The sequence below is a fragment of the Chloroflexota bacterium genome, from assembly GCA_016219275.1.
Classification (GTDB): domain Bacteria; phylum Chloroflexota; class Anaerolineae; order UBA4142; family UBA4142; genus JACRBM01.
Genome location: JACRBM010000005.1, coordinates 1 through 26,444, shown reverse-complemented (window position 1 = coordinate 26,444; position 26,444 = coordinate 1). Strand labels below are relative to the sequence as shown.

The 26,444-nt window shown below is 56.6% G+C and carries 28 protein-coding genes; 19 read left to right on the top strand and 9 right to left on the bottom strand.

Annotated elements, in window-relative coordinates:
• Window positions 1-330: 330 nt before the first annotated feature.
• The 3 genes from efp to xseA all read left to right on the top strand — a co-directional run bounded on the left by efp (window position 331) and on the right by xseA (window position 3,818).
• The gene (gene efp, locus HY868_00640; GenBank protein MBI5300614.1) at window positions 331-891 is read left to right on the top strand and encodes an elongation factor P; all 561 of its coding nucleotides are present in this window, start codon (window positions 331-333) and stop codon (window positions 889-891) included.
• A gap of 64 nt (window positions 892-955) precedes the next feature.
• Entirely contained in the window at window positions 956-2,587 is a 1,632-nt protein-coding gene (locus tag HY868_00635; protein ID MBI5300613.1) for a hypothetical protein, read from the top strand.
• A gap of 13 nt (window positions 2,588-2,600) precedes the next feature.
• A complete protein-coding gene (gene xseA / locus HY868_00630) occupies window positions 2,601-3,818 on the top strand; it encodes an exodeoxyribonuclease VII large subunit (GenBank protein ID MBI5300612.1) in 1,218 nt (405 codons plus the stop codon).
• A 52-nt stretch (window positions 3,819-3,870) separates the two neighbouring features.
• Here xseA and HY868_00625 read toward each other — a convergent pair whose 3' ends face one another.
• Complete coding sequence (locus HY868_00625; protein ID MBI5300611.1) at window positions 3,871-4,695, bottom strand: hypothetical protein; 825 nt, start codon at window positions 4,693-4,695, stop codon at window positions 3,871-3,873.
• A gap of 116 nt (window positions 4,696-4,811) precedes the next feature.
• Here HY868_00625 and dprA point away from each other — a divergent pair, with 116 nt between their 5' ends.
• The 7 genes from dprA (at window position 4,812) to HY868_00590 (ending at window position 11,655) form a co-directional block, all read left to right on the top strand.
• On the top strand, window positions 4,812-5,900 hold the full coding sequence (gene dprA / locus HY868_00620) for a DNA-protecting protein DprA (GenBank protein MBI5300610.1): 1,089 nt from the start codon (window positions 4,812-4,814) through the stop codon (window positions 5,898-5,900).
• A gap of 112 nt (window positions 5,901-6,012) precedes the next feature.
• The gene (locus HY868_00615) at window positions 6,013-7,101 is read left to right on the top strand and encodes a mannose-1-phosphate guanylyltransferase (protein ID MBI5300609.1); all 1,089 of its coding nucleotides are present in this window, start codon (window positions 6,013-6,015) and stop codon (window positions 7,099-7,101) included.
• 69 nt (window positions 7,102-7,170) lie between these two features.
• Window positions 7,171-7,743, top strand: coding sequence for a hypothetical protein (locus HY868_00610; GenBank protein ID MBI5300608.1), 573 nt, complete (start codon window positions 7,171-7,173; stop codon window positions 7,741-7,743).
• A complete protein-coding gene (locus HY868_00605) occupies window positions 7,740-8,114 on the top strand; it encodes a hypothetical protein (GenBank protein MBI5300607.1) in 375 nt (124 codons plus the stop codon). Before HY868_00610 ends, HY868_00605 begins: the two co-directional genes overlap by 4 nt.
• A gap of 43 nt (window positions 8,115-8,157) precedes the next feature.
• Window positions 8,158-8,586: a heme-binding protein gene (locus HY868_00600; protein ID MBI5300606.1), complete on the top strand. Its 429-nt coding sequence runs from the start codon at window positions 8,158-8,160 to the stop codon at window positions 8,584-8,586.
• Window positions 8,565-9,167: an HIT family protein gene (locus tag HY868_00595; GenBank protein MBI5300605.1), complete on the top strand. Its 603-nt coding sequence runs from the start codon at window positions 8,565-8,567 to the stop codon at window positions 9,165-9,167. The genes HY868_00600 and HY868_00595 overlap by 22 nt, the downstream gene beginning before the upstream one ends.
• Window positions 9,168-9,288: 121 nt before the next feature.
• The gene (locus HY868_00590) at window positions 9,289-11,655 is read left to right on the top strand and encodes a transglycosylase SLT domain-containing protein (protein MBI5300604.1); all 2,367 of its coding nucleotides are present in this window, start codon (window positions 9,289-9,291) and stop codon (window positions 11,653-11,655) included.
• Between the two features lie 128 nt (window positions 11,656-11,783).
• On the opposite strand, the gene HY868_00585 is transcribed toward HY868_00590, so the two are convergent.
• The 8 genes from HY868_00585 to HY868_00550 all read right to left on the bottom strand — a co-directional run bounded on the left by HY868_00585 (window position 11,784) and on the right by HY868_00550 (window position 18,649).
• Window positions 11,784-13,085, bottom strand: coding sequence for a peptidylprolyl isomerase (locus HY868_00585; protein MBI5300603.1), 1,302 nt, complete (start codon window positions 13,083-13,085; stop codon window positions 11,784-11,786).
• A gap of 18 nt (window positions 13,086-13,103) precedes the next feature.
• On the bottom strand, window positions 13,104-13,469 hold the full coding sequence (locus HY868_00580; protein ID MBI5300602.1) for a 30S ribosomal protein S18: 366 nt from the start codon (window positions 13,467-13,469) through the stop codon (window positions 13,104-13,106).
• Window positions 13,470-13,482: 13 nt separating this feature from the next.
• A complete protein-coding gene (locus HY868_00575; protein ID MBI5300601.1) occupies window positions 13,483-13,893 on the bottom strand; it encodes a single-stranded DNA-binding protein in 411 nt (136 codons plus the stop codon).
• A 31-nt stretch (window positions 13,894-13,924) separates the two neighbouring features.
• Window positions 13,925-14,212 (bottom strand): 30S ribosomal protein S6, encoded by a 288-nt coding sequence (gene rpsF / locus HY868_00570; protein ID MBI5300600.1) that lies wholly within the window; start codon window positions 14,210-14,212, stop codon window positions 13,925-13,927.
• 162 nt (window positions 14,213-14,374) lie between these two features.
• Window positions 14,375-16,330, bottom strand: coding sequence for a bifunctional homocysteine S-methyltransferase/methylenetetrahydrofolate reductase (locus tag HY868_00565; GenBank protein MBI5300599.1), 1,956 nt, complete (start codon window positions 16,328-16,330; stop codon window positions 14,375-14,377).
• Between the two features lie 39 nt (window positions 16,331-16,369).
• The gene (locus tag HY868_00560; GenBank protein ID MBI5300598.1) at window positions 16,370-16,789 is read right to left on the bottom strand and encodes a hypothetical protein; all 420 of its coding nucleotides are present in this window, start codon (window positions 16,787-16,789) and stop codon (window positions 16,370-16,372) included.
• Window positions 16,786-17,064: a hypothetical protein gene (locus HY868_00555; GenBank protein MBI5300597.1), complete on the bottom strand. Its 279-nt coding sequence runs from the start codon at window positions 17,062-17,064 to the stop codon at window positions 16,786-16,788. The genes HY868_00560 and HY868_00555 overlap by 4 nt, the downstream gene beginning before the upstream one ends.
• A gap of 64 nt (window positions 17,065-17,128) precedes the next feature.
• The gene (locus tag HY868_00550; GenBank protein ID MBI5300596.1) at window positions 17,129-18,649 is read right to left on the bottom strand and encodes a leucyl aminopeptidase; all 1,521 of its coding nucleotides are present in this window, start codon (window positions 18,647-18,649) and stop codon (window positions 17,129-17,131) included.
• Between the two features lie 316 nt (window positions 18,650-18,965).
• On the opposite strand from HY868_00550, the gene HY868_00545 reads away from it, so the two are divergent.
• The 9 genes from HY868_00545 (at window position 18,966) to HY868_00505 (ending at window position 26,306) form a co-directional block, all read left to right on the top strand.
• Window positions 18,966-19,961: a hypothetical protein gene (locus tag HY868_00545; GenBank protein MBI5300595.1), complete on the top strand. Its 996-nt coding sequence runs from the start codon at window positions 18,966-18,968 to the stop codon at window positions 19,959-19,961.
• A gap of 50 nt (window positions 19,962-20,011) precedes the next feature.
• Window positions 20,012-20,938 (top strand): NAD-dependent epimerase/dehydratase family protein, encoded by a 927-nt coding sequence (locus HY868_00540; GenBank protein MBI5300594.1) that lies wholly within the window; start codon window positions 20,012-20,014, stop codon window positions 20,936-20,938.
• 48 nt (window positions 20,939-20,986) lie between these two features.
• Window positions 20,987-22,120: an ADP-forming succinate--CoA ligase subunit beta gene (gene sucC, locus HY868_00535; GenBank protein MBI5300593.1), complete on the top strand. Its 1,134-nt coding sequence runs from the start codon at window positions 20,987-20,989 to the stop codon at window positions 22,118-22,120.
• Between the two features lie 18 nt (window positions 22,121-22,138).
• Entirely contained in the window at window positions 22,139-22,537 is a 399-nt protein-coding gene (locus tag HY868_00530) for a type II toxin-antitoxin system VapC family toxin (protein ID MBI5300592.1), read from the top strand.
• The gene (locus HY868_00525) at window positions 22,534-22,761 is read left to right on the top strand and encodes a type II toxin-antitoxin system Phd/YefM family antitoxin (protein ID MBI5300591.1); all 228 of its coding nucleotides are present in this window, start codon (window positions 22,534-22,536) and stop codon (window positions 22,759-22,761) included. The genes HY868_00530 and HY868_00525 overlap by 4 nt, the downstream gene beginning before the upstream one ends.
• A gap of 183 nt (window positions 22,762-22,944) precedes the next feature.
• Window positions 22,945-23,235: a hypothetical protein gene (locus tag HY868_00520; GenBank protein MBI5300590.1), complete on the top strand. Its 291-nt coding sequence runs from the start codon at window positions 22,945-22,947 to the stop codon at window positions 23,233-23,235.
• Window positions 23,236-23,404: 169 nt separating this feature from the next.
• Window positions 23,405-23,677: a nucleotidyltransferase family protein gene (locus HY868_00515; GenBank protein MBI5300589.1), complete on the top strand. Its 273-nt coding sequence runs from the start codon at window positions 23,405-23,407 to the stop codon at window positions 23,675-23,677.
• 217 nt (window positions 23,678-23,894) lie between these two features.
• Window positions 23,895-24,584 carry a hypothetical protein gene (locus HY868_00510; GenBank protein MBI5300588.1) on the top strand — a complete coding sequence of 230 codons (690 nt, stop codon included), beginning with the start codon at window positions 23,895-23,897 and terminating at the stop codon, window positions 24,582-24,584.
• A gap of 195 nt (window positions 24,585-24,779) precedes the next feature.
• Window positions 24,780-26,306 carry a tetratricopeptide repeat protein gene (locus HY868_00505; protein MBI5300587.1) on the top strand — a complete coding sequence of 509 codons (1,527 nt, stop codon included), beginning with the start codon at window positions 24,780-24,782 and terminating at the stop codon, window positions 26,304-26,306.
• Window positions 26,307-26,444: the final 138 nt, after the last annotated feature.

Genomic DNA, 26,444 nt, shown 5'->3' with positions numbered 1-26,444 from the left:
TTTCCAATTTGCGTTTGGCAAGTTAGAAACTTGCTCCACGCCGCGTGGCGCAAATTTCCAATTTGCGTTTGGCAAGTTAGAAGCTTGCCCCACGCCGCGTGGCGCAAATTTCCAATTTGCGTTTGGCAAGTTAGAAACTTGCCCCACGCGGCGTGGCGCAAATTTCCAATTTGCGTTTGGCAAGTTGGAAACTTGCCCCACAAATGGCGAAGATTTATTATACGCGGACAGACGCGAAAGACCAAATTGACCGGCGGCGCGCGTTCATTTCGCAGAAATGCGCGACATGTGGTATAATCCGCGCCGAATTTTGAAAGGAGTATTCCAAAAATGATTGGTGTTCAAGACTTGCGTAAAGGCACGACCTTTATTGATGATGACGGCAATCTCTACAAAGTGCTAGAGTACCAACACGTCAAGCAGGGACGCGGCAACGCGACGATCAAGACGAAGCTACGCAACGTTCGCACCGGCGCGACGATTGATAAGAACTTTCAATCCGGCGGGCGCGTGCAAGATGTGCGGCTCGATCATCAAAATGTGCAGTACCTGTACCACGATGGCGAAAACTATGTCTTTATGGACACGGACACGTACGAACAGCCGATTCTCTCCGCCGACCTCCTGGGTGAAGGCGCCAAGTTCTTGAAAGAGAACATCATGGTCGAACTGTTGACGTACGAAGGCAAGCCCATCGAAGTGGAATTGCCGACGACCGTGGACTTGAAGGTCGCCGAGACCGCGCCCGGTTTCAAGGGCGACACGGCGAGCGGCGGCGGCAAACCGGCGACGCTCGAAACCGGCGTCGTCGTGACCGTGCCGTTCTTTGTCAACGCGGGCGACACGGTACGCGTAGACACACGCGACGGCTCGTATGTGACGCGGGTCTAGTTTCTTAACGAGGGGCGTTCCGCCGAACGCCCCTCGTTTTCATCTTTGGCTTTTTGCCCTCACGATGAAATTTTTCTCTTTTGATGCGCGCGACAAGATTGTGTGGTTCGTTATTGCGGCGTGTAGCGCGGCGCTGTTGTTCTCGCTTGCCGCGCGCTTTTCGATGCGGCTCTTGTGGGATGACGCGTTCATGTTCGCGCGCTATGCCGACAACCTGCTGACGACCGGAAAAATCGCGTGGAACGCGAACGGCGAGCCGACCTATGGTCTAACCTCGCTGTTGTACTTGGCTATCGTCGTACCACTCTACGTTCTCACGCGCGATAATCCGGCGTTGACGATGTGGCTGGCGAGCGTACTCTGCGCGTTGGTCTTTCTTTTTTTGTTGTTCAAGTTGGTCACGCGTCCGGCGCGTAACCATCCGCGCGCCAAGTCCATCGTCGGCGTGCTCGTGTTCTTTACACTTGCCAACTCGACGAATCGCTTTTTTCCACACATCGCGAGTGGGATGGACACAATGTTTGCGCTGGCGTACTTGACCGCGTATCTGTTGCTCGTCCTCCGAAATGCGGATGCGCCCTCGCGCGCGAATGTGATCGCGACCGGTGTGTGGGGCGGTTTGGCATTCTGGGCGCGTCCCGATCTAATGGTGTTCACCGTCGTGATTCCCGCGTCCATTTTCTTGCTCGATGCGAATCGCGCGGCAAAGCGCGGTGCGTTGACGATTCTCGCGATCACGATATTCATCGCCGCGCTGGAACTCGCGCTCGGCGCGATGTATTTCGGCACACCGTTGCCGCTGCCGTTCTTCGCTAAAGCGTTGAAACTGTACGGCGATTCGATTTACGCGCGGTACGCCAGTCAGGGCTTGGCGCAACTCGAATTCTTCGCCGGCGCGTACGGCTTTTTGGCATTCATTATCGCGCTGCCCATCCTGTACGATTTCAAACGGTGGTGGCGCGCGACGCCGGCATCGCACAAAGGAATGTTTGCCGCGAGTTTTCTCTTTGTGATTTACTATGCGTTCTTTGCGCTGCAAATCATGGGAATCAACGGACGGTTTTACTTTCCTACATTGCCGATCCTGCTTTTTCTCGCGGCGCAAAGTATCGTCATGCTCGCCGAATGGTTGCCACGCGAAACGCTGGATGGTTTGCGTGCGATGCCCGCGCGCATCTGGTTCGTGCTCAGTCTCGCGCTCGTGGTTCTCGTTTCACGCGTGGTTCACGTCGAAGCCAATTGGATGAAGACCATGATCGAGAATCGCTACGTTGGGGTCTTTAACTTGCGCGAATTTTATCCGCTTGCGTGGCCCCACCTGAATTGGTATCGTCTGGATGAGTTCGCGGCTTTGCCTGATCCGCTTACCCTCGCGACAACTGAGGTGGGGTATCCTTCCGTGCTCGCGTCACGCGACACAATTGTGGATTTAGCGGGACTCAACACCGAAGATTTTGCGCGCCCACCTTTTCGTGCGGACTTGATCTTTCAAAAATATCAACCCGATGTGATCTATCTGCCGCATCCGCATTACGAAGAAATGGTCGCGGCGATTCTCAACGACGAGTATTTCAAAGCGAATTACGAATACAAGGACGCGAAATCGCTCAACACATTGATGGGCGTCGCGATTGCGCGCACCAGTCCCCAGTATCCCGCGCTCAAACAGATTTTCGAGAAAGGACCGACGCGCTAACGCGAGGAATTCGATGCAACCCTCTCTCTTTTCGGTCACGCCAACGCTTACCGTCGCGCAACTCGTCCGGCAAATCAAGGATGTGGTGGAAGGCGACGACACGCTGCGCGATGTCTGGGTGCGCGGCGAGTGTTCGAACTTTACGCAATCATCCGCCGGACATTTGTACTTTACGCTCAAAGACCGCGACGCCGCGATTCGTTGCGTGATGTGGCGCAGCGATGCCGCGCGCGTCTTTCGATTGCCGTCGAACGGCGACGCGCTTGAAGCGCGCGGACGCGTTTCGATGTACGAGGTGCGCGGCGATTTGCAATTCTACGTCAACGAAATCAAACTCGCCGGCGCGGGTACGCTGTGGCAAGAGTTCGAACGGCTCAAGACGCGGCTCGATGCCGAAGGATTATTTGCGGCGGAACACAAACGCGCGCTCCCGCCATTTCCGCGCGTGATCGGCGTTGTCACCTCGCGCGAAGGCGCGGTGTTTCGCGATATTCGCAACGTCGTCCGCCGCCGTTTTCCGCTCGCCGAAATTTTGCTCGCGCCCACGCTCGTCCAGGGCGATGCCGCGCCGCCAATGATCGTCGGCGCGATTCAAACGATCAGCGAGTTCGACATTGACGTGCTGATCGTCGCGCGCGGCGGCGGCTCGATCGAGGATTTGTGGGCGTTCAACGACGAACGCGTCGCGCGCGCGATCTACAACTCGCGCGTGCCAGTCATTAGCGCGGTCGGTCACGAAACCGATTTTACGATTGCCGATTTCGTCGCGGACGTGCGCGCGCCAACGCCGAGCGCCGCCGCGGAACTCGCCGTGCCGGACGCACGCGAATTGCAAGGACAATTGCGCTACGCGGAAGAACGCCTCGCGCAACTCGCGCAAACCCAGGTTGACGACGCGCGTGTAAATTTGGCGCAACAGGTGTACGCGCTCGAACGAAATTCGCCGGCGGTGCGATTGCAGAATGACCGGCAACGAGTGGATGAATTGTCGCGCCGACTGGATACGCGCATCGCGCAGGTGCTCGCGTTGAAACGCGGCGCGTTGAACGGTGCGACGCGTCACCTTGCCGCGCTCAACCCGGAAGCGACACTCGCGCGCGGGTACGCCATCGTGCGCGACAAGGCGAGCGGTCAAGTCATCAAGCGTATCAAGCAAAGCGAGGGGAAGAAAGAAATTCGTGTGCGCGTGAGCGATGGGGAATTTGGCGCGGTCACGAATTCAAACGAATAAACGAATGGGATTCGCGACGGATGCCAAGAACGATTGGACATCCGTCGTTTTTTTACTCGCCGCTCGTCACGCGCCACTTGCCCGACTTGCCGTTCTCATCGCGCCAGAACGCGGTGACGTGATCGCGCACGAGGACCTGATCGCCGCGCGTCACTTGGAGCGACCAAGCGCTCGCGCAATTTCCCGCGCCGGTGAGTCGCGCGGTGATGGCGATCTCTTCGCCGGGTAGCGCGCCGTGCAGGTACTCGATGTCGTGGCGGCGCACGCATAATTGTCGCGCCGGTGACATGAGATCTGCCGTTGCTTCGGCTAACGTCTCTTCGAGCCAGTCCACATAGACCGCGTTGTTGACGTGTTGCATCCCGTCTATCTCGTACCGTTGCACGCGTCGCGTCACGCGGCATTCGCGCGGCGCGATGTGCGCGGGCAGGGCGTACGCGCGCGGCGCATCACGCGTGACGGCGGCGATGCCGTTCGGCGCGAGTTGTTCGGCGATGTACTGCGGCACCCGCGCGGGCATCATCGTCGTCGGATCAAGGTGCAACCAGTTCGCGCGTCCGCACGCGACGATTTCATTCGTCGCGGCATTGCGCGCGAGATATTCGCGATGCGAAAAGACGCGGCGAACATCCGAGATCCAGGTCGTGATCGCGAGTTCATCGCCGTAACGAATTGGGCGATGGTGTTCGAGTGTGAGCCGATGAACGACCCACACGCTCTTGTGCGCCGCGTACCACTCGATGCCAAACCCCGCGTCGGCGGAGCCGCGCATCGCGGTTTCTTGAAACAACCGCGCGAGCGCGGCGTTCGATAATTCCTCGCGCGAGTTGAGTTCGTACTGACGAATGCGATAATCCGCGGTGTACGTGTGTGTCATCGCGTTCCATTGTACGCGCGATGCGTGCCAAGTCAAAAACGCGATGGATTGCGTTTGACAATCACTAGGCGTCGTGGTATGTTCAATCTATCTCCGACACTAGGAGTCACACAGTCGTGACGGACATCCGCTATTGGATCGCGTTTAACCTCGTTTCGCAAATCGGTCCCGCCAAGGTTCAACGTCTCCGCGACTATTTTGGCGATTTGGCAAACGCGTGGGACGCGCCGACGATGGACCTCGCACAAGCGGGTTTGGATCGTCGCGCGCTGGAAAATCTGGCGCACGCGCGCCAATCACTCGACCTCGATGCCGAACTCGCCAAGATCGATCGCGCGGGGGTGCGCGTGTTCACGATGGAGGATTCGAATTATCCGCGCTTGCTGGCTCAAGTGCCGGTGCCGCCGCCGGTGTTGTACGTGAAAGGGACGCTCACCGTCGAAGATGAATGGGCGATTGCCGTGGTCGGCACGCGCCGCGCGACGCCGTATGGACGCGAGGTCACACGCGAGATCGTGACGACGCTCGCGCAAAATCACTTGACGATTGTGAGCGGACTCGCGCGCGGGATTGATGCAGAAGCGCATCGCGCCGCGCTCGACGCGAAAGGGCGGACCATTGCGGTGCTGGGTTGCGGGGTGGACGTAGTGTATCCGCCCGAGCACGCCAAACTCGCGGAAGAAATTATCGCGCATGGCGCGCTCGTCAGCGATTATCCACTTGGCACGCAACCGGATGCGGCGAACTTTCCGCCGCGCAATCGCATCATCAGCGGCTTGGCGCTCGGCTCGTTGATTGTCGAAGGCGACGAGGGCACGGGCGCGCGCATCACGATGGAGTACGCGCTCGAACAGGATCGCGAAGCGTTCGCAATACCGGGCAACATTTTCCAACGCGGCTCGCGTGCGCCGAACAAATTGATCCAACGCGGCGAAGCGAAACTCGTGACGAGCGCGAGCGATATTCTTGAAGAACTCAATTTGACGATGGTCGAACAGCATCAACAAATGCGCATGGCGCTGCCGGAAAATGAGACTGAATCCACATTGCTCAAACATCTCTCGGCGGAACCGGTGCACATTGACGACCTGGGTCGTGAGACCGGCTTGCCGATTGCGACGGTCTCGGCGACGCTCGCGCTAATGGAATTGAAAGGAATGGTCCGCCAGGCAGGCGGCATGAATTACGTTTTGGCGCGCGGGTAGTTGATGGTTGTATAGTTTAGATCGTTGAGTAGTTGACTGGTTGGTTTGTTGACCATCAACGACCCAACTACCCAACCGCGTAGCTACCGAACTAGGAAATTGGAAAACACGAATGAAAAAAAATCACAACTCACTTTATGCGTTGATTCTGGCTGGCGGTACAGGCACGCGGTTGTGGCCCCGCAGTCGCCGCGAGCGTCCGAAACAATTGCTCCCGCTTTTCTCGCCGCGCACGATGTTGCAGGAAACGTGCGACCGCATTCTGCCGATTATTCCGGCGAGCCACATCTTTGTCGCGACGAACGCCGGTTACGTGGATGCGGTGCACGAGCAACTACCCAACCTGCCGCGCAAAAATATTATCGGCGAACCGGAAGGACGCGGCACCGCGCCTTCGATTGGCTTGGGGATGTTGCACATTCAACGCGCGGATCCAAACGCGGTGATGGTGTCGCTGCACGCCGATCATTACATCGAAAACGCGGATGGCTTTCGCCGCGCGTTGGTGAACGCGGCGGAGGTCGCGCGGCTGGGCTATCTCGTCACGCTTGGCATTCAACCGAATCAACCGGAAACCGGCTATGGTTACATCCATCGCGGCGAGTTGATGGATCCGATTGACGGACAGGCGATTTATCGCGTCGCCCAGTTCGTCGAAAAGCCAAACGAAAAGACCGCGATGCGTTACATCGCGAGCGGCGAGTACTACTGGAACAGCGGCATTTTCGCGTGGACGCTGACGACGTTGTGGAAAGAGTACGAACATTTTCAACCCGTCCTCTCCAAGCAATTGAAGCAAATCGGACGCGCGATGGGCAAACCTGGGTTTGCCGCGACGAAAAAACGAATTTGGAAAACGATCACGAACGAGACGATTGATATCGGCATTATGGAAAAATCGCAGCACGTCGCGGTCTTGCCGATTGACGTGGGTTGGAGCGATGTGGGAAGTTGGGCAACGCTCCTCGATCTCTTGCCGGCAAATGATCATAACAACGTCGTCGTCGGCGATCACGTGGGCGTGGACACGAACGCGTCGCTGCTCTACAGTCCGAATCGTCTCATCGCGACGGTCGGCTTGACGAATGTCATCGTCGTGGATACGGAAGACGCGATTCTCGTTTGTCCCAAGGATCGTGCGCAAGAAGTGAAACATCTCGTCGAGGCGCTCAAGCAAAACAACAAGCACAAGTATTTGTAACGGCGAAAAACCTTGCGGAGGTTGCACAAGGCGTGACGTGTCGGGGAACGCCCCGCCAAAGGAATAGCGATGACAGATTTGCATGCCGAAGAAATGTTACTGCGCGAGTTTGATTACGCGGCGAAGACTGCCGAGCAAGCGCAAGATGATCGCACCGCGATTCTCAATTTGTACTTGTTGTTGGTTGGCGGGGTCGGTTCACTCGCGATTGCTCTGCCGCAAATCAACAATAATCCTGGGTTCGCTTTGCCGCGCGAAACGACCGCCGTCTTGTTCGGTTTGCTCGGCGTCACCGGCTTTTTTGTGTTGATGACGTTGCTGCGTTTGCGGCAGGCGTGGCAAGACAGCGCGTTCACGATGAATCGGATCAAGGATTTCTACGTTGACCGCTTTCCGGACATTGCGGATGCGTTTCGCTGGCGCACCAAAACACTTCCCCCGCCGGGCAAACCTTGGACGATCACGTTCAATCTCGCGTTCCTCGTTTGCATTCTCGATAGCGCGGCGCTTGGCGTCGCGGTGCATTTTGCCGAGCCGCTCGCGTGGCAAGCGAATTTCTATGCCGAAGGTTTTATCGGCATGATGTTTTTTCTCTGGCAGTTGTTGTTTTACTTTATCCAACTGCCGTGGCACCGCACATGAACGCCCCGCGTTTTGATGCCGTCAAGTTCGGCTCGCTTGTCGCGAACGGCGCGCGGTACGATCACGACCTCATCCTCACCGTCGCGGGCGAAATCATTCCGCGTCCCAAACACCTCAGTAAAAAGTACGGCGGCTGGCATACCGTACTCGGTCCCGAAGAAGTCGAGCACGCGCTCGCCGGCGACCCGGACATTTTGCTCGTCGCGACCGGCCATTTCGGTATTCTGCCGATTCGCCCCGAGACACGCGCGCTCGTCGCGCAACGCGGCGTCACGCTCGAACTCGCGCGCATCGGCGACGCGCTCGCGCGGTACGCGCAACTCGCGCAGACCGGCAAACGCGTTGCGGCGATCTTGCACCTGACGTGTTAACGTGGGGCAAGTTTCCAACTTGCCCTTTTTAGGAGACCATTCAATGCAACAGTTCAACAGTCTGGGTTATGCCGAAGCGCAACTGGCGATCCAAACGATTCAAGCCGAGGTGACGCGCCGCGGCAAAGCCGTCGTCATCGCCGTCGCCGATCCGCACGGCGAACTCATCGCGCTCGCGCGCATGGACGGCGCGCCCTTGCCCTCGATCAACATCGCGATGAACAAGGCGTTCACCGCCGCGCGCAAAAACGAACCGACGCGCGACATTGGACAACGCTTGCGCGATCCGGAAAAAGGATTCGATATCGCGTACCTGGGTGATCCGCATTACGTTGGCTGGGGCGGCGGATTGCCCGTGCGCGTGAACGGCGAACTGGTCGGCGCAGTCGCGGTGAGCGGTTTGCCGGAAACTGAAGATATGCAAGTCGTCGCGCTCGGAGTGGAGGCGATATGCAAATCGCTTTCGAAGTAAAGGATGACCTCGCGCGCCAACTTGCCGCGTACGCCAAGCAAGCTGGGATGACGCTGGAGCAATTCGTCGCGAGCGAAATCGAATCGCGCAGTGGGAACGTGGCGGCGCTTTCGGACAAGACATGGATGCCGCGCGAACGCTGGGACGCGCTTGTGCGCGGCGAGGTGTGTCCGCTGTGCGATACTCTGCGCGAGACGGCAGTGGAGAATCCGTTCGGCTTTACGATTGCCGATTTGAGCATCAGTCGTCTACGTCTTGTGCATAATCAATTCGTGCGCGGGTACTGCGTGTTGATCTGCGCCAAGCATGTGCGCGAACCGTACGAACTCGACGATGCCGACCGCGCGCGTTTCTTCGACGATGTGATGCGCGCGGCGCGCGCGCTCGACCGCGCGTTTCAACCGGTCAAGCTGAATTACGAAATCCTGGGCAATGCGATTCCGCATTTGCACTGCCATCTCAAGCCGCGTTATTACGGCGACGCCGCGCCCAGCGCGCCGATTTATCCCGACCTCGCGCCGGTCACGCTGACTCCGCACGAATACGGCGTCAGCATCCGGCATATTCGCGCCGCGTTGTGATTCTAGGATGACGCGAATCGCGCGAACGAAAAAAATTCGCGCCGATTCACGGACACATCTTCGATTGTACTGAAAAATGCGATTTACACGAATCGCGATTTCGCGGTATAATCCGAGGCAAATGCGGAAACAAATTTTGTTCGTCCTCGTGGTGAGTGTCTTGCTCACCGCTTGCGGTACGTCTTCTTCACCGCAACCCACTCCGCCTCCCGATCCAACACTCGAATTCGTCATCGTCACGCCAACACCTGAACCTGCCGATGCGCCGACGCCGGTCTTTAGCTCTGATCCGTTCAACGATGGATTGGTCGCGCGGCGCAACGGCGATTACGCGCGCGCGATTGCCGCGTTCAATCTCGTGCTGGCGAGCAATCCCGCCGGCGATTTGAAAGCCGAAGCGCAATACCGCCTCGGCGAAGCGTACTGGCTTTACAACGACGACACGCGCGCGCTCACTGCGCTCACCACGTACTTGCAAGCGAATCCGAACGGCACGCGCGTCCCCGAAACGCGCTATCTGCTCGCGGACGCGTATCGCGCGAAAAAAGATTACGCGAACGCGCTCGAACAACTGCGAATCTACCGCGGTCTCACGCAAACGCTCATCGGCGACACGGACGCGACGATTGCCGACGTGATGGTGCTGGCAGGCGACGCGACGAGCGCGGTCGCGCAGTATGATCGCGCGTTGCTAGACACAACGCAATCCGCGGGTGCGCGCATCAACATGTTGATGCGCGTGGCGGATTTGCATCAAGGTCGCGGCGAACCGGCGCTGGCGGGGGCGCGGTACGACGCCGCACTTGCGCTCGCGAGTGATGCGCGCACACGCGCCGATTTGCTCCGCCGCGCCGGCGACGCGTACGCCGCCGCGAATAAGATTGATCTCGCGCTTGCGCGGTGGAACGACGCGCTAAAATATCCCGAACAGAACGCGGCGTATCAATCGCTCGTCAATCTCATCAATCGCGGGGCGCCGGTGGATGATTACACGCGCGGCATCGTGGATTATTACGCGGCGGCGTACGACGCGGCAATCGCCGCGCTGCAACGCGAACTCAAAGACGACTCGTCGCGCGCGGGCGAGGTGCGCTACTTTCTCGCGCGATCCCAGGTCGGCAAGGGCGCGTACTCGCAGGCAATCGCCGAGTACGACGCAATTCTCAAGAATTTGCCGAAGGATAAACGCGTGACGGACGCGTACCTGGGCAAAGCCGCCGCGTATGCCGCGATTGGCAAATTGGATGACGCGGTCGCGGTGTACAAAAAGTTTGCGGCGACGTTGCCGGACGATGCACTTGCCGATGACGCGTTGTGGCGCGCCGCGCTGTTGCTGGAGCGCGCCAAGCGGTACGGCGACGCGGCGCTCTTGTTCGAGCAGGTCCACGCGAAATTTCCGGCGCGCGAACGCGCGTCCGAAGCGTTGTTCTGGGCTGGAATGGATCATTATCGCGGCAAGGATTTCAAGACCGCGATGGCACGCTGGCAAACGATCACGAAGGAGTATGCCAAATCCAGCTTTTACGCGCGCGCATTATTCTGGCTCGGCAAGGCGGCGCAGACGCGCGGGCAGACTGCCGACGCGAAAAACTATTGGACGCAAGCCGCCGCGACGCCCGACAGTTACTATGCGTGGCGCGCGCGCGATCTGCTCAACCCGCCCAAGACAAACACATTTTACGATCTGGCGCGCTACGCGATGAACAATGACGCGTCGCGCGCCGAGTTCGAGCAATGGCTCGCCGGGTGGAGCAAGAGCGATGCGCGTGTGACAACCCTGGTCGACGCGGCGACGCGCAACGATTTGAATTATCGGCGCGGTACGGAATTGCTGCGCTTGGATCGCACGGTCGAGGCGCGGCGCGAGTTTGCGACGTTGGTCGCGGAAAAGCAGGATGACGCGCGCGTCTTGTACACGCTGGCGATGTATTTTCGCGATAATAATCTGTACTCGCTCGCGCTCGAATGCGCGGAAAAAATCGCGCGGCTGGCGACCGCGGCGGGCGCGCCCGCCGCGCCGCGTTTTCTGATGACGATGCGCTATCCGACGTACTATGCCGACCTCGTCGTCGCGGAGGCGCAAAAAAATCAAGTGGACCCGCTACTCTATTTCGCGCTCATTCGCCAAGAGAGCAGTTTCAATCCCTGGGTCACTTCGTCCGCGGACGCGCGTGGGCTGGGACAGGTCATGCCGGCGACGGGGCGCGGCATCGCGCAGGCGTTGGGCGTGCGGAATTTTACACTCGACCAGTTGTACTTGCCGTTTGTCAGCGTGCGCTTTGGCGTGTGGTATTTCGCGCAGGATTTGAAGACGTACAACGAACCGATCTACGCGCTCGCGGCGTACAATGCTGGGGCGGGGCGCGTCAAGAATTGGCAACGCAACGATCTCGATTTCGCGGTCGAAGAAATTGACATCGCGGAAACGGCGTCCTACGTGCGAATCGTCTACACCAACTGGCGACAGTATCAGGTGCTTTACAAATAGCAGGGTGTCAGTGCGCGCGCAGCGAAGCAATCCCCACGCCACTTGGACGCTTCGCGGCTCCTCGCAATGACGCCTGAGCGCATAGTAAAAAAACTGGCGAAGGTGTTTGACCTTCGCCAGTTTTTTTATTAAGGATTGGTTTGCCGTTGCTGTAGCAGTTGACTGATTACTTTGCGGACTTCCGCCGGCACATACTCGTCTTTATAATTCTTTTCGATCTTGGCGATGAGCCGCGTGTCGCGCAACCAGTTGTCAAACGCCGCGCGCTGTTTGACCTGCAAGATGTTTTCATCGAGCGGACGATTCGCTTGCTTGCTGATGACCTGGATGATGTGGATGCCATACGTCGAAGTGATTGGCTGGCTGATTTGATTCGGTTGCAACGCGAACGCGGCATCTTCGAATTCTTTGATCATTTGTCCGCGCGGGAACCAACCCAAACTGCCGCCCTCCCCTTTCGACCCGGTGTCTTCCGAGACGTCTTGCGCGACCTTGGCGAAATCTTCGCCCTGGTTCAAGCGCGCAAGTGTTTTGACCGCGTCGTCGTACGTCTTGACCAGGATGTGGCGCGCTTCGACTTGCTCTTCACTGGTCGGAATATCTTTACCGAGCGCCTCTTGCAGCTTTTGCCGCAACAGGTACACCTCGACAGCGCGCCGATAATCCGCTTCGCTCATCTGCGCGTTTTTGGCAAGCGCGTCCATGGATTTTTTCTTTTGATCCTGGAACGCTTGGTACGATAACGGCGTCGCCGTGGGCAGAGGCGTGCCGGTCGGTTCCGGGGTCGGCGTCAATGTGGGAGTCGTCGGCGTGATCGTGCCGGTTGGTTGTGGCGATGGCGTGAACGTGGGCGTGATTGTCGGCGTGCGTGTCGGCGTGCGTGTGAGTGTCGCCGTCGGTGAGGGACCTGCGGTGGGCGTGCGCGTCGCGCGCAGGTAGCCAAACTCGCGTTCGACCTCTTCGTCAATTTCGTCCGCGCTCATCATGATGTTGCGCTTGGTGGCTTCTTGGCGTACGAGTTCGGCGTCAACCATTTGATCTAACTGAGACTGACCCAGACTGACCAACTGAGATGCGATCTCGCTGTACTGCTGTTCCAGGTACTGTTGCATAAACGAGAGCGTCGGGTCGGAGGAGGTTTGCTGAAGGTTTGCGGTGATCTGGCTCAACTGACTGAGCAGCGAGTTACTGGAAAGGCGCACGGTCTGTTGAAACTCGCGCACCGTGATCGCTTTGCCGTTGACCGTGGCGATTGGCGTATTGAGTCTGCCGATGTTCTCTTGATAGTACCACGCGCCGAGCACGACTAGGATCAACGCGACAACGCCGCCCATCGCATAGTACAAAATACGTTCCTTTTGTTCTTCACGGGTGCGGTGCGTCAATTGTTTGCGCGTCTCTTTGGGCGCGCGTTTTGATTCTCTAGGCATCGTGACAAATCCTGCGACTTATTCGCCGCGAATCGCTTCGGCGACGTAGGGCAGGAGCGCGACGTGGCGCGCGCGTTTGATCGCGATGGCGAGACGGCGTTGATGTTTGGCGCACGTGCCGACTTTGCGGCGCGCCTTGATCTTGCCGCGATCGGTCACAAAGCGGCGCAAAAAATCCACTTGCTTGTAATCAATGTAATCAATTTTTTGCGTACAGAACGGACATGCGCGCGGCGGGCGCACGCCGAAACGCGGATTGCGTCTGCCGCCGCCGGGGCGCGCGCCGCCGCGTGAATCACGTTGTTCGCGCGGCTCGCGTTGTTCGCGTGGCTCGCGCGGTTCCGGCGCGGACGCGGCTGGTGATGTGGCTGGGGTATGCTCCATTTTTCCAATGCTCCTAATTCGAATCAGATGTGGGGGACGCGGAACTTGCCGGCGCGTCGTTCGCCGGTTCGAGTTCGTCTTCGGCACCGCGTCCGCGTCGGTCGAGAATGATCACTTCATTCGCGACGATCTCGGTGCGAAAATGTTTTTGCCCGTCTTCACTCTCCCAACTGCGCGTTTCGAGCCGACCTTCGACGTACACCGCCGAACCTTTGGTGAGATACTGATTGCAGATTTCGGCGAGGCGGTCCCACGCGACGACGTTGAACCACTCGGTCTTTTCCTCGCGTTCGTTTTCCGTTTTGCCGCGCGCGCGCGAAACGGCGACGGCAAACGTCGTCACCGGTTTGCCGCTCGGTGTGTAGCGCATTTCGGGATCGCGTCCTAACCGACCGATGATTTGAACTTTGTTCAATCCGCGCATGGCGTATCCTTTTCGAGTGACGGGCTGGGCGTTACGCCGTTTCGACGCGCACGACGAGGTAACGCAAAACTTCTTCGGTCAATTGCAGCGCGCGTTCCAAATCGCGCACGCTGGGCGCCGGAAAATTAAACTGCAGGACGGCGTAAAAGCCCTCGTTGAATTTCGAGATGGGGAATGCCAAACGGCGCTTGCCCCAATCATCGCGGCGAATAATTTCGCCGCCGTTGCCGGTGATGAATTTGTCAACCTTTTCATTCACCGACGCAAGCGTTTGTTCGTCCACCGTGGGGCGGATGACGTACATTAATTCGTAAGCCAAAGGGGTCTCCTTTCCCTGGGATTGTCCCGTGAACGTTGGCACGAGGATGTGCGCGCGCCACGGAACAGAAAGGTAAGATATGAAATTCTCTTACACAGCGGGCGGGATTATAGCAAAGAACAATGGATTAGGCAAATGGGCAAGATGGAATCTTGCCCCACATTAACGCATCTTGTCTTCCAGCACCTTGACCAACTCGCCGCATACATCGTAGCGACCGAACGAGGGCATCAGATACGTGCCCGCGACAAAATTTTTGGATTCGATCAGCAATTCTTGCGCGAGCCGAATGCCTTCGGCGATACCGCGCTCGCCCGCGTCTTTCATCCGTCGCCGCGATTCGTCGGTGAGCGTGATACCCGGTACTTCGTTGTGCAAAAATTCCGCGTGCTTGGAACTCATCAAGGGCAAGACACCCAGGATGATCGGCTTTTCAACCACGCCGTACTTGTCGCCGTACTTTTGGAGAAACTCGCGCAAAACCGCCGCGTCGTAAATCGGCTGGGTCATCACGTACTCCGCGCCGGCTTCGAGTTTGCGATGAAAGCGATCCAACTCGTTCGGATCGGAATTCGCCCACATCATATCGAGCGCACAACCGATGTAAAAATCCGCGTTCGTGCCGATGCTCGTGCCTGCCCAATCGCGCCCCGCGTTCAAGTGTTGCAGGGTCTTGATCAATCCAATCGAGTCAATGTCGTACACGGCGGTCGCGTTTGGATAATCGCCGAGGCGCGGCGGATCGCCGGTGAGCGCGAGCACATTGTGAATACCGAGCGCGTGTGCGCCGATGAGTTCGCTTTGCAGCGCCATCAAGTTGCGATCGCGCGTCGTGAAATGAATGATCGTTTCGAGTCCGACCTGTTGCTGAATCATTACCGCGAGCGAAATGCAACCCATCCGAATTTTCGCGAGCGGCGAATCGCCGATGTTGATGCAGTCCACGCCGATTTCTTTGAGCATCGCCGCGCCGTTGAGCACCTTGGTCGGATTGAGTCCGCGCGGCGGATCGAGTTCGACGCTCGTGACCCAGCGACCCTCGCGCAGTTTGTCGCGCAGTGTGCGCGCGACGTGCGTCAGTTCGACGCCCGGTTCTTCGGGCGGACGCGGCGCGGGTTTTTCGACAACAATCACGCGCGGTTCGGTTGTTGGTGCGAGCGCGTTCAGCGCGGCGCGCATCGCGGCGATGTGCGCGGGCGTCGTGCCGCAACATCCGCCGACAATCGTCACACCCAATTCGCCGACGAATTTGTGCGTGTACTCGGCAAAGTACTGCGGCGATGAAAGATACAAGTAGCGTTCGCCGATGCGCGCGGGGAAACCGGCGTTCGGCATCACGGCGAGATGGAGGTTGGAATCATCGGTGCGATTTTTTCCAACATCTAATTTCCAATTTCCAACTTCCGACTTCCGATTTCCAATTTCCAATGCCGCGACCATTCGACGAATCGCGTTGTAAGTGCCGGCGGGACCGACGGAGCAATTCGCGCCGATCACATCCACGCGCATCTCGCGTAACGTCGCGACGATTTCTTCCGGCGTGTTGCCGGTCAACGTATCTTCATCTTCGGTGAACGACATCGAAGCGATGAGCGGCAGATCACGCGTCACCTCGCGCGCGGCGAGAATCGCGGCTTGGAGTTCCGCCAAATCGGAAAACGTTTCGAGGATGAGCGCGTCCGCGCCGCCTTCGAGTAACGCTTCGATCTGTTCTTTGAACGCGGCGCGCGTGTCATCGTACGTGATTTGTCCGTACCGCAAAATCAATTGACCGATCGGTCCGACCGAGCCGAGGACGAACGCGTGGACGCCGGCAATCTCACGCGCCTCGCGCGCGAGTTTCACGCCGCGCAAATTGATGTCGCGCGCCTTGTTTTCGAGTCCGTGATGCGCCAGCTTGAACCGGTTCGCGCCGAACGTGTTCGTCTCGATCAGTTCTGCGCCGGCGCGCAAATACTCGCGGTGGATTTCTTGAACGAGAGCTGGGTTCGACAAATTGAGTTCATCGAAACAGCGGTCGAACGAAATGCCGCGCGCGTACAGTTGCGTGCCCATCGCGCCATCGGCGAGGATGGGACCGCGCGCGAGTCGGTCGAGGAAGGGATTGGTGACGGGCATGGACGACTCCACAGGGAAAATGGTCGCGTTTGATTCGGGTTACGCGGGTGAGAGGTTATCGCGTTCGATCTCTTCGATCAGGTACGGCAGATTGGGTTGATCGAAGTGAATGCCTGGGGCAATAACGCGATGGTGTTTGATGTCGGGAAGAATGTGCTTGTGGTGCGGAAACGTTGCGGCAAGTTCTGGGTGTTGAGGATGTTCAAACGGATCGTACCAAATTATTTTTTCGCCTGCGCGATAAATTTCGTAACTGTAGTTGAGGATGCGCTCGGCATCCCAGTCAATCAATTCCCAAACATCCAATACAATGTCATCGGCAAACGTAATTTGTCCTTCCAACTTAGCGAGCGTGGGTCCGATGGTTGCCAGCACCAACGTGGAATGTTGAATGCAAGCGTATCGTTCGGGCAACGCGTAGACTAGTTCACTGTACGTTTGCAGATTGAAAGGCGTCACTGGGTTGCTCCGGCTGGATCAAGATGGAGAGAACTCAAGCCGGCATTTTGGCGTAATTGACGCAAGTACTCGTACATCAATTCGCGATAGCGCGTCTCGCGTTTCAACTTGGCTTCATAGTACCCGACCCACTGGATGAAATCGCGCGATTGTTCCAACTCGCCGGCTTGGTAGAGATGATAAAAATCCGATGAGAGCAAACTATACCGCTGTTCCAGTTTTGCTAGTTCCGTATCAAGTCCGTGAATATCCTGAATTGCTTCGCTCAAAGTCATCGTGCCTTCTTTCGGAGGAGATGCAAAGGAAAAATTATTCCCTTCCATCTCCTCTCACATCTTTCTACTTTTTCTCAGCCAGCTTCAACGCGAGATGGATGAACGTGCGCGTCGGCGTGCCGTTGCCCCACTTGTTCTTGTAGCCGCTCTCGCTCGCGCCGCTGAACAAGCCGACGCTTCCTGCGATGTCGAGGTGTGCCCAGGATGTCTCGCCGACAAAGTTCCGCAAGAACCACGCGGCGGTAATCGAACCTGCCGGACGACCACTGGAATTCTTAATATCCGCCCAGTCGCTCTTGATTTGCTCTTTGTATTCCTCGTCCATCGGCATCGTCCAATTCTTCTCGCCGACTTGTTCGCCGATCTGGAAAAGTAAATCGCTCAACGCCTTGTCGTTCGAGAACACGCCGGTGCGGACCGAGCCGAGCGCGATGTTCATCGCGCCGGTCAGCGTCGCCGCGTCCACGACGGGCGACAAATTGAGCGATTGCGTCGCGTACACCAACGCGTCCGCGAGCACGAGGCGACCTTCCGCATCGGTGCTGATAATTTCAATCGTCTTGCCGTTCGACGCGCGCAGAATATCGCCGGGCTTGAACGCTTTGCCGCTCGGCAAATTTTCCGTCGCGGGTACGATGCCGGTCACGTTGATTTTTGGTTTGAGTTGCGCGATCGCTTGCATTGCCGCAATCGTCGCCGCGCCGCCGGACATATCGCCTTTCATGTCCTGCATGTTTTCAGAGGGCTTGAGCGAAATGCCGCCGGAATCAAACGTGATCGCTTTGCCGACAATGCCTAGTCCCGGCGCGGCGGTTTTGCCCGCGCCCCAGTAGCGCATCACGATGAACGCGGGCGGTTCGTCCGATCCCTGGGCGACACCCAGGAACGAACCCATGCCCAGCTCTTTTGCTTTCGCGCGATCAATCACGTAGAATTCGAGTCCGTGTTTCGTCGCAATGTCGCGCGCGATGTCGGTCATGCGCGTTGGCGTCAGCGTGTTGCCCGGTTCGTTCGCCATATCGCGCGCGAGGCAGGTCGCGTCCGCGATGATCTTGCCGCGCGCGACGCCGCGCAGGATGGCATCCAATATCGCCGCGTCATTTTCTAAAATCGTGACCGATTCGATCACGCCCAGGTCGTTGTCGTTGCTGTGGTATTTGCGAAAACGCCACAGACCCAGGATGATGCCTTCGGCGTTCGCTTGCGCCGCGCTTTCAACATCGAGTCCGCCAATGCCCGCGCCATGCAAAATCACTGCGACATTTTTCGCGCCCGCGGCGCGCAACTGCTTGACGCCAGTTGCCGCAACTTGGCGCGCGCGGTCGAGTGTGAATTCACTCTCCTTGCCCAGCCCAACCACGCACACGTGATCTGCCGGCAACCGGTCGAGCGTGTGCACGACCGTCGCGCTGCCCAGTTTACTTTTGACATCGCCTTTCTCAATCAACTTGCCGATCAAACCACCGAGTGCCTTGTCCACCGCGGCGGTCGCGCCACCCGGCGTTTTTACGCCGTCGAACAAATTGACGACGATGCCATCGCCTTTCCAGGTTGCCACATCGCCGGTTTGAATTCTGATTTCCACAAATGCCTCCGAGAAAATTTTCGACGGGCGCGATTGTAGCACACTCAAGATAGAGCGTCAAGGATATGCGCGTAAATTTTATCCACAGCGCGCACCGAGAAACGCAAAAATTCGTAACAGCCCAGGTGTCATTTCGAGGAGCGCAGTTTGCGACGAGAAATCCCATTCCGCATGAGGAAAAGATTTCTCCCTTCGGTCGAAATGACATTGGGCGGAGTAGATACAAAAATTCTTTGTGACCTCTGTGTTCGCGGTGATGAATTTAATATCACACCGGGTTTTGACTTTTCGTCCGGCATCAGTTATATTCACGGCGATGATAGCACAATCTATTCAACGCATTATCGGCGCGCTGGTGATTGTTCTGTTAACCGCGCCATTTCTCCTGATTCAACGACCTGCTTCCGCGCATCCGCCGGCGCTCAAAGACCCTTGCGCGCTCGATCCCAACAATTTGATCAACAATGGTTCGATGGGTCCCGAGCGCGGGACGGCTCATGGCATCGTCGCGGACGGCTGGGATTCGTTCGTCATCGAAGGTTCGCCGCGCTTTGCCTGGGTGGGCAACGAGCAGATTGACCCGAATGGTTCAACCCAGATTGTTTCCACTGGCACGTTCGATGCCGGGATGTTTCAAACGGTTCGCAATCTACAACCTGGGATGTACTATTGGTTTCGTCTCGGTTATAGTCTTGCCGCGAAATCGTACAGCGGACCCAACGTGCGCGTGTCTTCGATTGGACGCAAGGTTGGTGTGGATCCCTTCGGTGGCGCCGATCCTAAATCGCCGAATGTGATTTGGGGTTCCGATTTATTCGATGGCAATGCCGCGCTGAATCGTCCTGAAATGGAAATGACGTTCGCCGCGCGCGCGCCAAACGTGACGATCTTTTTGCGCGCGATGGCGCGCGAGGGCGGCAACGGCGAGAATCGCGTGTGGTTCGACGCCGTGTGCATGGAAGCGCGACCCGATATGCCGACCGCCACGCCGCTCGCGCCGACCGCGACAACGATTCCACCGACGGCGACGGTGCGCCCGACCAACACGCGTCCCCCGGCGACGCGCGTCGCGCAAGCACCGGCGACCGAAGCGCCACCGACCGTCGCGCCAACTAGCACGCCGGCTCCGACGCCGACCGAAACGCCGCCGCCGACCGCGACGCCGCGCTTTGCGCGACCCGCGCCCATCGCCGCGCCAACACCAGGGATGGACTTGGGCGTTGGCGCGGTGATCGGCATCGCGGGCGTTTTACTCGCCGGCGCGTTGGTGTTTTTCGGACTGGGTTTTGTGTGGTGGCGTCGCGTCAGTTAGCCGCGCGCCGCGCTCTGGGTTTGAAAACGATTTGCTAAAAGGATTTTAGAATGCGCTTTTTGATTACGGGCGGCGCGGGCTTTTTGGGTACCGCACTCGCGAATCATCTGATTTCGATTGGGCACCAAGTCCGCGTGTTGGACGATCTGAGCGCCGGCGATCCGAACCAGTTGGACGAGCGCGTGTTGTTCACGCGTGGCGATGTGCGCGATGTGCCCAAGTTGTGGACGTTGCTCAAAGGCACCGATTGCGTGTACCATCTCGCCGCGCGTGTGAGCGTGCCGGAATCGGTGTTGTATCCGGTAGATTACAATGCGGTGAACGTGGGCGGCACGGTCGCGTTGATGACCGCCGTGCGCGATGCCGGCGTCAAGCGCGTCATCCTCACGTCGTCGGGCGCGGCGTATGGCAAACAAGATCAACAGCCAGTGCGCGAAGACGCGTTGATGCACCCCGATACGCCGTACGCGGTGAGCAAGCTTGCCGCCGAGTACTATTTGCATTCGATTGGCGCGTTGTGGAAAATCGAAACGGTCGCGTTGCGCATCTTTAACGCGTTCGGTCCGCGCCAACCTCTGCCACCTTCGCACGCGCCGGTCATTCCACGATTTCTGAAGCAAGTTTGCGCCGGCGGCTCGGTCGTCGTGTTCGGGCAAGGCAAGCAGACGCGCGATTTTGTGTACATCGCGGATGTGGTCAGCGCGCTCGCCCACGCGGCGACCGCAGAACGCGTGAATCGCGCGATTATCAATATCGGCAGCGGGCAAGAAGTGAGCATCGCGCAATTGGTGGATCGCATCGAGCGCGCGGCGGGACGCGAAGCGCATCGCCTGGTCAACGCGGAAGAGGAAAGCGGCGTGTCGCGCCTGGTTGCCGACATTCAACTGGCGAACGAGTTGCTCAAGTGGAAACCACGCGTGTCGTTGGAAGATGGTCTGCAGCGAATGCTCGCGGACGACGAACGATTCAAACGGTAGGACCTTCATTCGATTTTGATTTGAACCCATAACTGACCGGAGGCATTGGTGAAACTTCACGAATATCAATCGAAAGCGATCTTTGCCAAGCACGGAATTCCGATTCCGAAAGGTACCGTCGTCGCGAACGCGGAAGAAGCGCGCCAAGCGGCGGCGCAACTCGGCAAAAAGGTTGTGATCAAATCGCAAGTGCTCGTCGGCGGACGCGGCAAAGCCGGCGGCATCAAGGTCGCGGCGACGCCGAACGAAGCCGAAATAATCGCGGACCACATTCTCGCGATGACGATCAAGGGCTTGCCGGTCCGCAAGGTGCTCGTGGACGAAGCGATCAACATCGCGCGCGAAATTTATTTGGGCGTCGTGATTGATCGCGCGACCAAGCGCGCGACGGTGATGGGTTCGGCGGCGGGCGGCGTCGAGATCGAAGAGGTGGCGCGAACGACGCCGGAGAAAATCGTGCGCGTGAGCATTGATCCCGCGTTCGGTTTGCAAGACTTTGAGGCGCGCGATCTCGCGTTCGCGATCGGCATTGACAAAGCGAACCTGCGCGAATTCGTCGCGATTGCGACCGGGTTGTATCGCGCGTTCGTGGATGTGGACGCATCGCTCGCGGAAATTAATCCACTCGTCGTGACTGGTGAAGGCAAATTGATCGCGGCGGATGGAAAAATCGTCCTCGACGACAACGCGCTCTATCGTCATCCTGATCTCGAACAATTGCGCGATGTGGACGAGGAAACGTCGGCAGAGATGCGCGCGCGCAAAGCGGGATTGTCGTACGTCAAACTCGATGGAACGATCGGGTGTATGGTAAACGGCGCGGGTCTCGCGATGGCGACGATGGACGTCATCAAGTTTTACGGCGGCGAGCCGGCGAACTTTCTCGATATCGGGGGCGGCGCGAAAGCGGACAAGGTGCAAGCCGCGCTCGAAATCATTCTCTCCGATCCGAACGTCAAAGCGGTGCTGTTCAACATTTTCGGCGGCATCACGCGCGGCGACGAAGTTGCGCGCGGAATTGTGGACGGCTTGCGGGCGATCAAGACAAACGTGCCGATGGTCGCGCGCATCGTCGGGACGAACGCGGAAGAGGGGCGCAAGATTCTCGCGAGCGCGAACATGATCACGGCAGAGACGCTCGAGGAAGGCGCGCAGAAAGCGGTCGCGGCGGCGCGGGGATAGGGAGTCCAGGAGCAACTTATGAATATTGTCGTTGACGCATCGGTTATTGTCGCGGTGATTGCAAATGAATCTGAAAAAGACGTGTTGATTCGCATGACGCAAGGTGCGGATTTGATTGCGCCCAATTCGATTCATTGGGAAATTGGAAATGCGTTTTCGGCAATGCTCAAGCGAAAACGGATAACGTTGGCGCAGGCGCAGAAAGCAATCGAGATCTACCAAAGCATTTCGATCAATTTTGTTGATGTTGATATTCGAGAATCGCTCAAGATTGCAGACGAGTTGGGAATTTACGCGTACGATGCATATCTGCTCCAGTGCGCGATCAAGTTTGCCAGCCCGTTAATTTCTTTGGATCGCGCGTTGCTGACGCATGCGCGGCAAAAGCGAATTCAAGTGATGGAGGTTGCCGAATGACCATCCGAACTCGTACACGAACGCGTCCGACGCTTGACGCAATTCTTGAGCGAGCCGCCAAGCAGGGACAATTGCGCATCAAGAACAAGCGCGGGCAGGTCTTTGTCATTCGCCCCGAACGCAAAACCAAATCGCCGCTGGATGTGAAAGGCGTAGATTTGAAAATGACCGGAGACGAAATCGTCCAATTTATTCACGAAGGACGAAGGTCGGTCTCGCGATAAAGTAGGGATGACGCGCAACTCTGATCACGGCGGAGACGCTCGAAGAAAGCGCGCAGAAAGCGGTCGTGGCGGCAAGAGGGTAGTCGGTGAGAGAAGATTGAGCGGAAGGTTTGCCAATGTACTTCGTGTTCTTCGTTCGTAAAGCGACAAACACCGCGTTGATTTTCAGCGCGCGCGATATGGATGAAAAAGAACGGCGACGGTATGAGCGAAAATAAGATGACTCGTGCAACTAGCATTTCGAAAGCAAAGACGCTAGATGATCTTGCTGAGTTTTGGGATACGCACAGATTGGATGATTATTGGGATCAAACTCACGAAGTCGAGTTTGAAGTTAGGGCGCAACGTCGTCGGCGTGTGACACTTGATCCCGAAGTGTACACGCGGCTTGCGGCGCAAGCGCACACGCGTGGCGTTCAGCTTGAGACATTGGTTAATCTGTGGTTAGCCGAACGATTGAAGCAAGGGGTCTAACGCATCGTCGGGACGAACGCGGAAGAGGGGCGCAAGATTCTCGCGAGCGCGAATATGATTACGGCGGAGACGCTCGAAGAAGGCGCGCAGAAAGCGGTCGCGGCGGCAAGAGGGTAGTATGCCAAAGTCCGATGGAAAACGTCGTAATACAATTACACTGCGGCGCTCGATGACAGTGCTTAGGAAACAAATGCCGGAATTGGCGGAGCTATATCAAGTCAAATCGCTCGGCATCTTCGGGTCGTATGTGCGGAATGAGCAAAAGCCGCGTAGTGATATGGACATCTTGGTGGAATTTGATCACGCGCCCGACTTGTTCAAGTTTATGGATTTGGAAGAGTACCTTGCCAAGCAATTGGGCGTCAAAGTGGACCTCGTTCCGCGCCGCGCGCTCAAAGGTGAAATCGGCGAGCGAATCTTGAGCGAGGTCGTTCGCGTATGACCTCGTCATGCTGATTCCATCGCTGAAACTAATTGCAAGGTCTTGATGCGAAAGCAGAAAGAAAACTGTGGGGCTTGGATCTCCGCAATGATGATTGCGGGGATCCAACTGGGTTGAGCGTGAGTTAGTGTGATCTCCGCAATGAGCATTGCGGAGAATATATGTTTCCAGACATTCCGCTTAATCAAAGGTGGAGTTCTTCCGAATAGTGGTACTCATGGTTATCAAACTAACAATTCACAAGCCGCGACCATACTTCGCAGAAGTGCCTTACTATCTTTGGGGTGAAGTCAACTACAAATCTGACGGCCATTGTCGTCAGCCTACTGACCGACAATGGACGTGGCTTGACCTGACGAATCGCGCCAATTATGAACGCGTCGCTATCAAAAGTTTTCTCTCTGATTTCGCAATTGAGTCGGATAACCCTAATCTGGCGGCGAGAACTGCAATGCTCCTAATAGAGCGTTCAGGTGCAACGGTTGGTCGTGAAGACCTACAGCAACTTGCTGGTGTTTGGTCGCACACTGAAGCACTCGCGCGGACGCGCAGAATACAAGCCGAGTTTTCACGAGAAGAACTCAAGCCCTTTGACTCACACTTGTTTTGGGGAAGTTGGAAGTGGGTTGGCTGGTTTGCCACAGATTTGACATGGGTTGGACGTTGGATAATGAATTCGGTACTTACCCATGACGCACGCGCCGTTAAGTTATGCGTTGAATGGTTGAGAAACGGGACTGTCCACAAAGACCAAAGCGCAGCCTTGCGGTACGCACTAACAACGCTGACTGGACTCTCTTTTGATACCAATGCTAACTGGGTCAGTTGGTACGACGGGCAAGGAAAACAGAAATACCCCGAACCAAATTTACAGACCTGGCTTAAAGAACTAAAACGCAATCAATAACAATAAACTTGAACGTCTGGAAACACACGCACCACGACAACGGCGGTATCGGTTGCCAAATGGTAGTCGCTTTCAATTCGTCCGCCGTTGTCGGTGTGCTGTAGCGTTTGGCGACATTCTGTTGGAACCAGCGACCCTTGCACAACAACGGCTAGACTGCTACCAGGAATTCTTGGGTAAGAAAGGAGACCACACATGGCAAAGTGCGCGGTTTTTAACACAAGAGGACACAGGGTAGTAGATATTACATTTCAGTCTTTACCTCCAGATACCGACGCAACGGTGTTTTCTGCAACTGGACAGAAGATTGGCTCTATAAAGTCACGGCACGCCTTCAGCGAAAGTACCTTCTTCAACGCACAAGGTGAGAGCATTGGGACAGTATTCGGTAACGTTGTTGTTGAAGACATCCCTTGTATGGCCGTGAACAACAAAAACGAAACAGTTGGTGGAGTGGTGAATGCCCACCGAGTGATGTGGGGAACGAGTCCCGACAAATGGACTTTAGTCGGAACAGTCGAGACCGAAAGTTGGACATCCGCTGATGACCACGGTCTTAGCGAAACTATGATTTCGATAGGTAAAGGCAACCCTAGCCTCGTCCACGTCAAAATTGTTCAAGTTAAACAGCGGATATTATCTGGCGTGGCGGCGTTGCTTCTCAACCAGTTGGAAAAGGGGATTGAGAAAGCGGTGCCTACGAGTCGGACGATCACACCAATACCGACGTCAGGAGTCCCAACGAGAACTGGAGTTGCAAAGACACAACCAGTTCCCGCTCCAACAAAACAACGGATGTGGACGTGGGGAATCTTAGGTATTGTAGTTCTGGCCTTTCTCTTTCTGATTTCAATAGCGGTGTTTCAGATATATCAAAGGTGGCAGCTAGAGCAACAGAAACAAGAGCTTTATCAATCGGCAGTAGTTGCTCTTTCGTCTGAACAATGGGAAAATGCACAAAACATTTTGGGAAGACTTATCTCCATTGATAGCAATTATCGAGACGCTCAAAGCTTGCTGCGCGAGAGCTACTATCGCTCAGCTATGGCTCATATGAAAATAAAAGAGTGGGAGAAGGCACAAGCAGAACTCCAAACTCTGATCAAGCTAGATACCAATTACCGCGATGTACAGACACTACTTAAAGATAGTTATTATAACGCTGGTATCAGTTATTTAAGTATAGGCAACAAAGCTAAAGCGCAAGCGAACTTTATGGAATTGCTCAGGCGATATGGCAATTTCAACAACAGCATGGATTTACTCCTCCGAAACATTCAGCCATCAAAACTGAAAATCGTGGGTGTAACTGGAGACGAAGGGGACCCAAAATTTCATCCATTTAAGAACATTGTGGATGGGAGTTCGGAGACATTTGGGAAGGTCCTTGCTCCTGATCCCCAACCAGGAGTCTGGGCAAAACCCACAGATGGCCGCTTCATCTTGAATTTTGAAAAACCCGCTATGGTTACACTATTTCGGATTTACATTGGGGGGAAAGAACGATCATATTGGATAAACGCAGAATTGATAGCTGGGACTCTGCAGTTTTCAGATAGCTCGCTACGAACAATCAAATTGGACGGTAGATCAGGTTGGCATGATATTCCCTTGAATCCAATCCTAACTACCTCCGTGACCATAAGATCTACAGAGGTTATTCGTCTAGGAACTGGAGTGGGCTTGGATGTGATAGAGGTCGAATTATATGGGTACCAATAAACGCAGTACCGCAAAACTCACTTTTTGACTAAACAGGGTTCTCATGCACACTGTCTCTATCCTACCAAAGAAAGAGCAGCGCATGAGAACCCCAAAGACATTATACCATACGACGCCGACGATATATCCCTGTGAATT

What these genes read in the sequence shown, in the direction of transcription:
- efp (MBI5300614.1), top strand. Translation starts at nt 331, where the DNA reads ATGATTGGTGTTCAAGACTTGCGTAAAGGCACGACCTTTATTGATGAT.
- HY868_00585 (MBI5300603.1), bottom strand. Translation starts at nt 13,085, where the DNA reads ATGCCTAGAGAATCAAAACGCGCGCCCAAAGAGACGCGCAAACAATTG.
- HY868_00580 (MBI5300602.1), bottom strand. Translation starts at nt 13,469, where the DNA reads ATGGAGCATACCCCAGCCACATCACCAGCCGCGTCCGCGCCGGAACCG.
- HY868_00505 (MBI5300587.1), top strand. Translation starts at nt 24,780, where the DNA reads ATGGCAAAGTGCGCGGTTTTTAACACAAGAGGACACAGGGTAGTAGAT.
- HY868_00565 (MBI5300599.1), bottom strand. Translation starts at nt 16,330, where the DNA reads ATGCCCGTCACCAATCCCTTCCTCGACCGACTCGCGCGCGGTCCCATC.
- HY868_00610 (MBI5300608.1), top strand. Translation starts at nt 7,171, where the DNA reads ATGACAGATTTGCATGCCGAAGAAATGTTACTGCGCGAGTTTGATTAC.
- HY868_00615 (MBI5300609.1), top strand. Translation starts at nt 6,013, where the DNA reads ATGAAAAAAAATCACAACTCACTTTATGCGTTGATTCTGGCTGGCGGT.
- HY868_00590 (MBI5300604.1), top strand. Translation starts at nt 9,289, where the DNA reads ATGCGGAAACAAATTTTGTTCGTCCTCGTGGTGAGTGTCTTGCTCACC.
- HY868_00635 (MBI5300613.1), top strand. Translation starts at nt 956, where the DNA reads ATGAAATTTTTCTCTTTTGATGCGCGCGACAAGATTGTGTGGTTCGTT.
- HY868_00545 (MBI5300595.1), top strand. Translation starts at nt 18,966, where the DNA reads ATGATAGCACAATCTATTCAACGCATTATCGGCGCGCTGGTGATTGTT.
- HY868_00515 (MBI5300589.1), top strand. Translation starts at nt 23,405, where the DNA reads ATGACAGTGCTTAGGAAACAAATGCCGGAATTGGCGGAGCTATATCAA.
- HY868_00555 (MBI5300597.1), bottom strand. Translation starts at nt 17,064, where the DNA reads ATGACTTTGAGCGAAGCAATTCAGGATATTCACGGACTTGATACGGAA.
- HY868_00595 (MBI5300605.1), top strand. Translation starts at nt 8,565, where the DNA reads ATGCAAATCGCTTTCGAAGTAAAGGATGACCTCGCGCGCCAACTTGCC.
- xseA (MBI5300612.1), top strand. Translation starts at nt 2,601, where the DNA reads ATGCAACCCTCTCTCTTTTCGGTCACGCCAACGCTTACCGTCGCGCAA.
- HY868_00575 (MBI5300601.1), bottom strand. Translation starts at nt 13,893, where the DNA reads ATGCGCGGATTGAACAAAGTTCAAATCATCGGTCGGTTAGGACGCGAT.
- HY868_00510 (MBI5300588.1), top strand. Translation starts at nt 23,895, where the DNA reads ATGGTTATCAAACTAACAATTCACAAGCCGCGACCATACTTCGCAGAA.
- HY868_00605 (MBI5300607.1), top strand. Translation starts at nt 7,740, where the DNA reads ATGAACGCCCCGCGTTTTGATGCCGTCAAGTTCGGCTCGCTTGTCGCG.
- HY868_00600 (MBI5300606.1), top strand. Translation starts at nt 8,158, where the DNA reads ATGCAACAGTTCAACAGTCTGGGTTATGCCGAAGCGCAACTGGCGATC.
- HY868_00525 (MBI5300591.1), top strand. Translation starts at nt 22,534, where the DNA reads ATGACCATCCGAACTCGTACACGAACGCGTCCGACGCTTGACGCAATT.
- HY868_00540 (MBI5300594.1), top strand. Translation starts at nt 20,012, where the DNA reads ATGCGCTTTTTGATTACGGGCGGCGCGGGCTTTTTGGGTACCGCACTC.
- HY868_00625 (MBI5300611.1), bottom strand. Translation starts at nt 4,695, where the DNA reads ATGACACACACGTACACCGCGGATTATCGCATTCGTCAGTACGAACTC.
- HY868_00520 (MBI5300590.1), top strand. Translation starts at nt 22,945, where the DNA reads ATGAAAAAGAACGGCGACGGTATGAGCGAAAATAAGATGACTCGTGCA.
- HY868_00530 (MBI5300592.1), top strand. Translation starts at nt 22,139, where the DNA reads ATGAATATTGTCGTTGACGCATCGGTTATTGTCGCGGTGATTGCAAAT.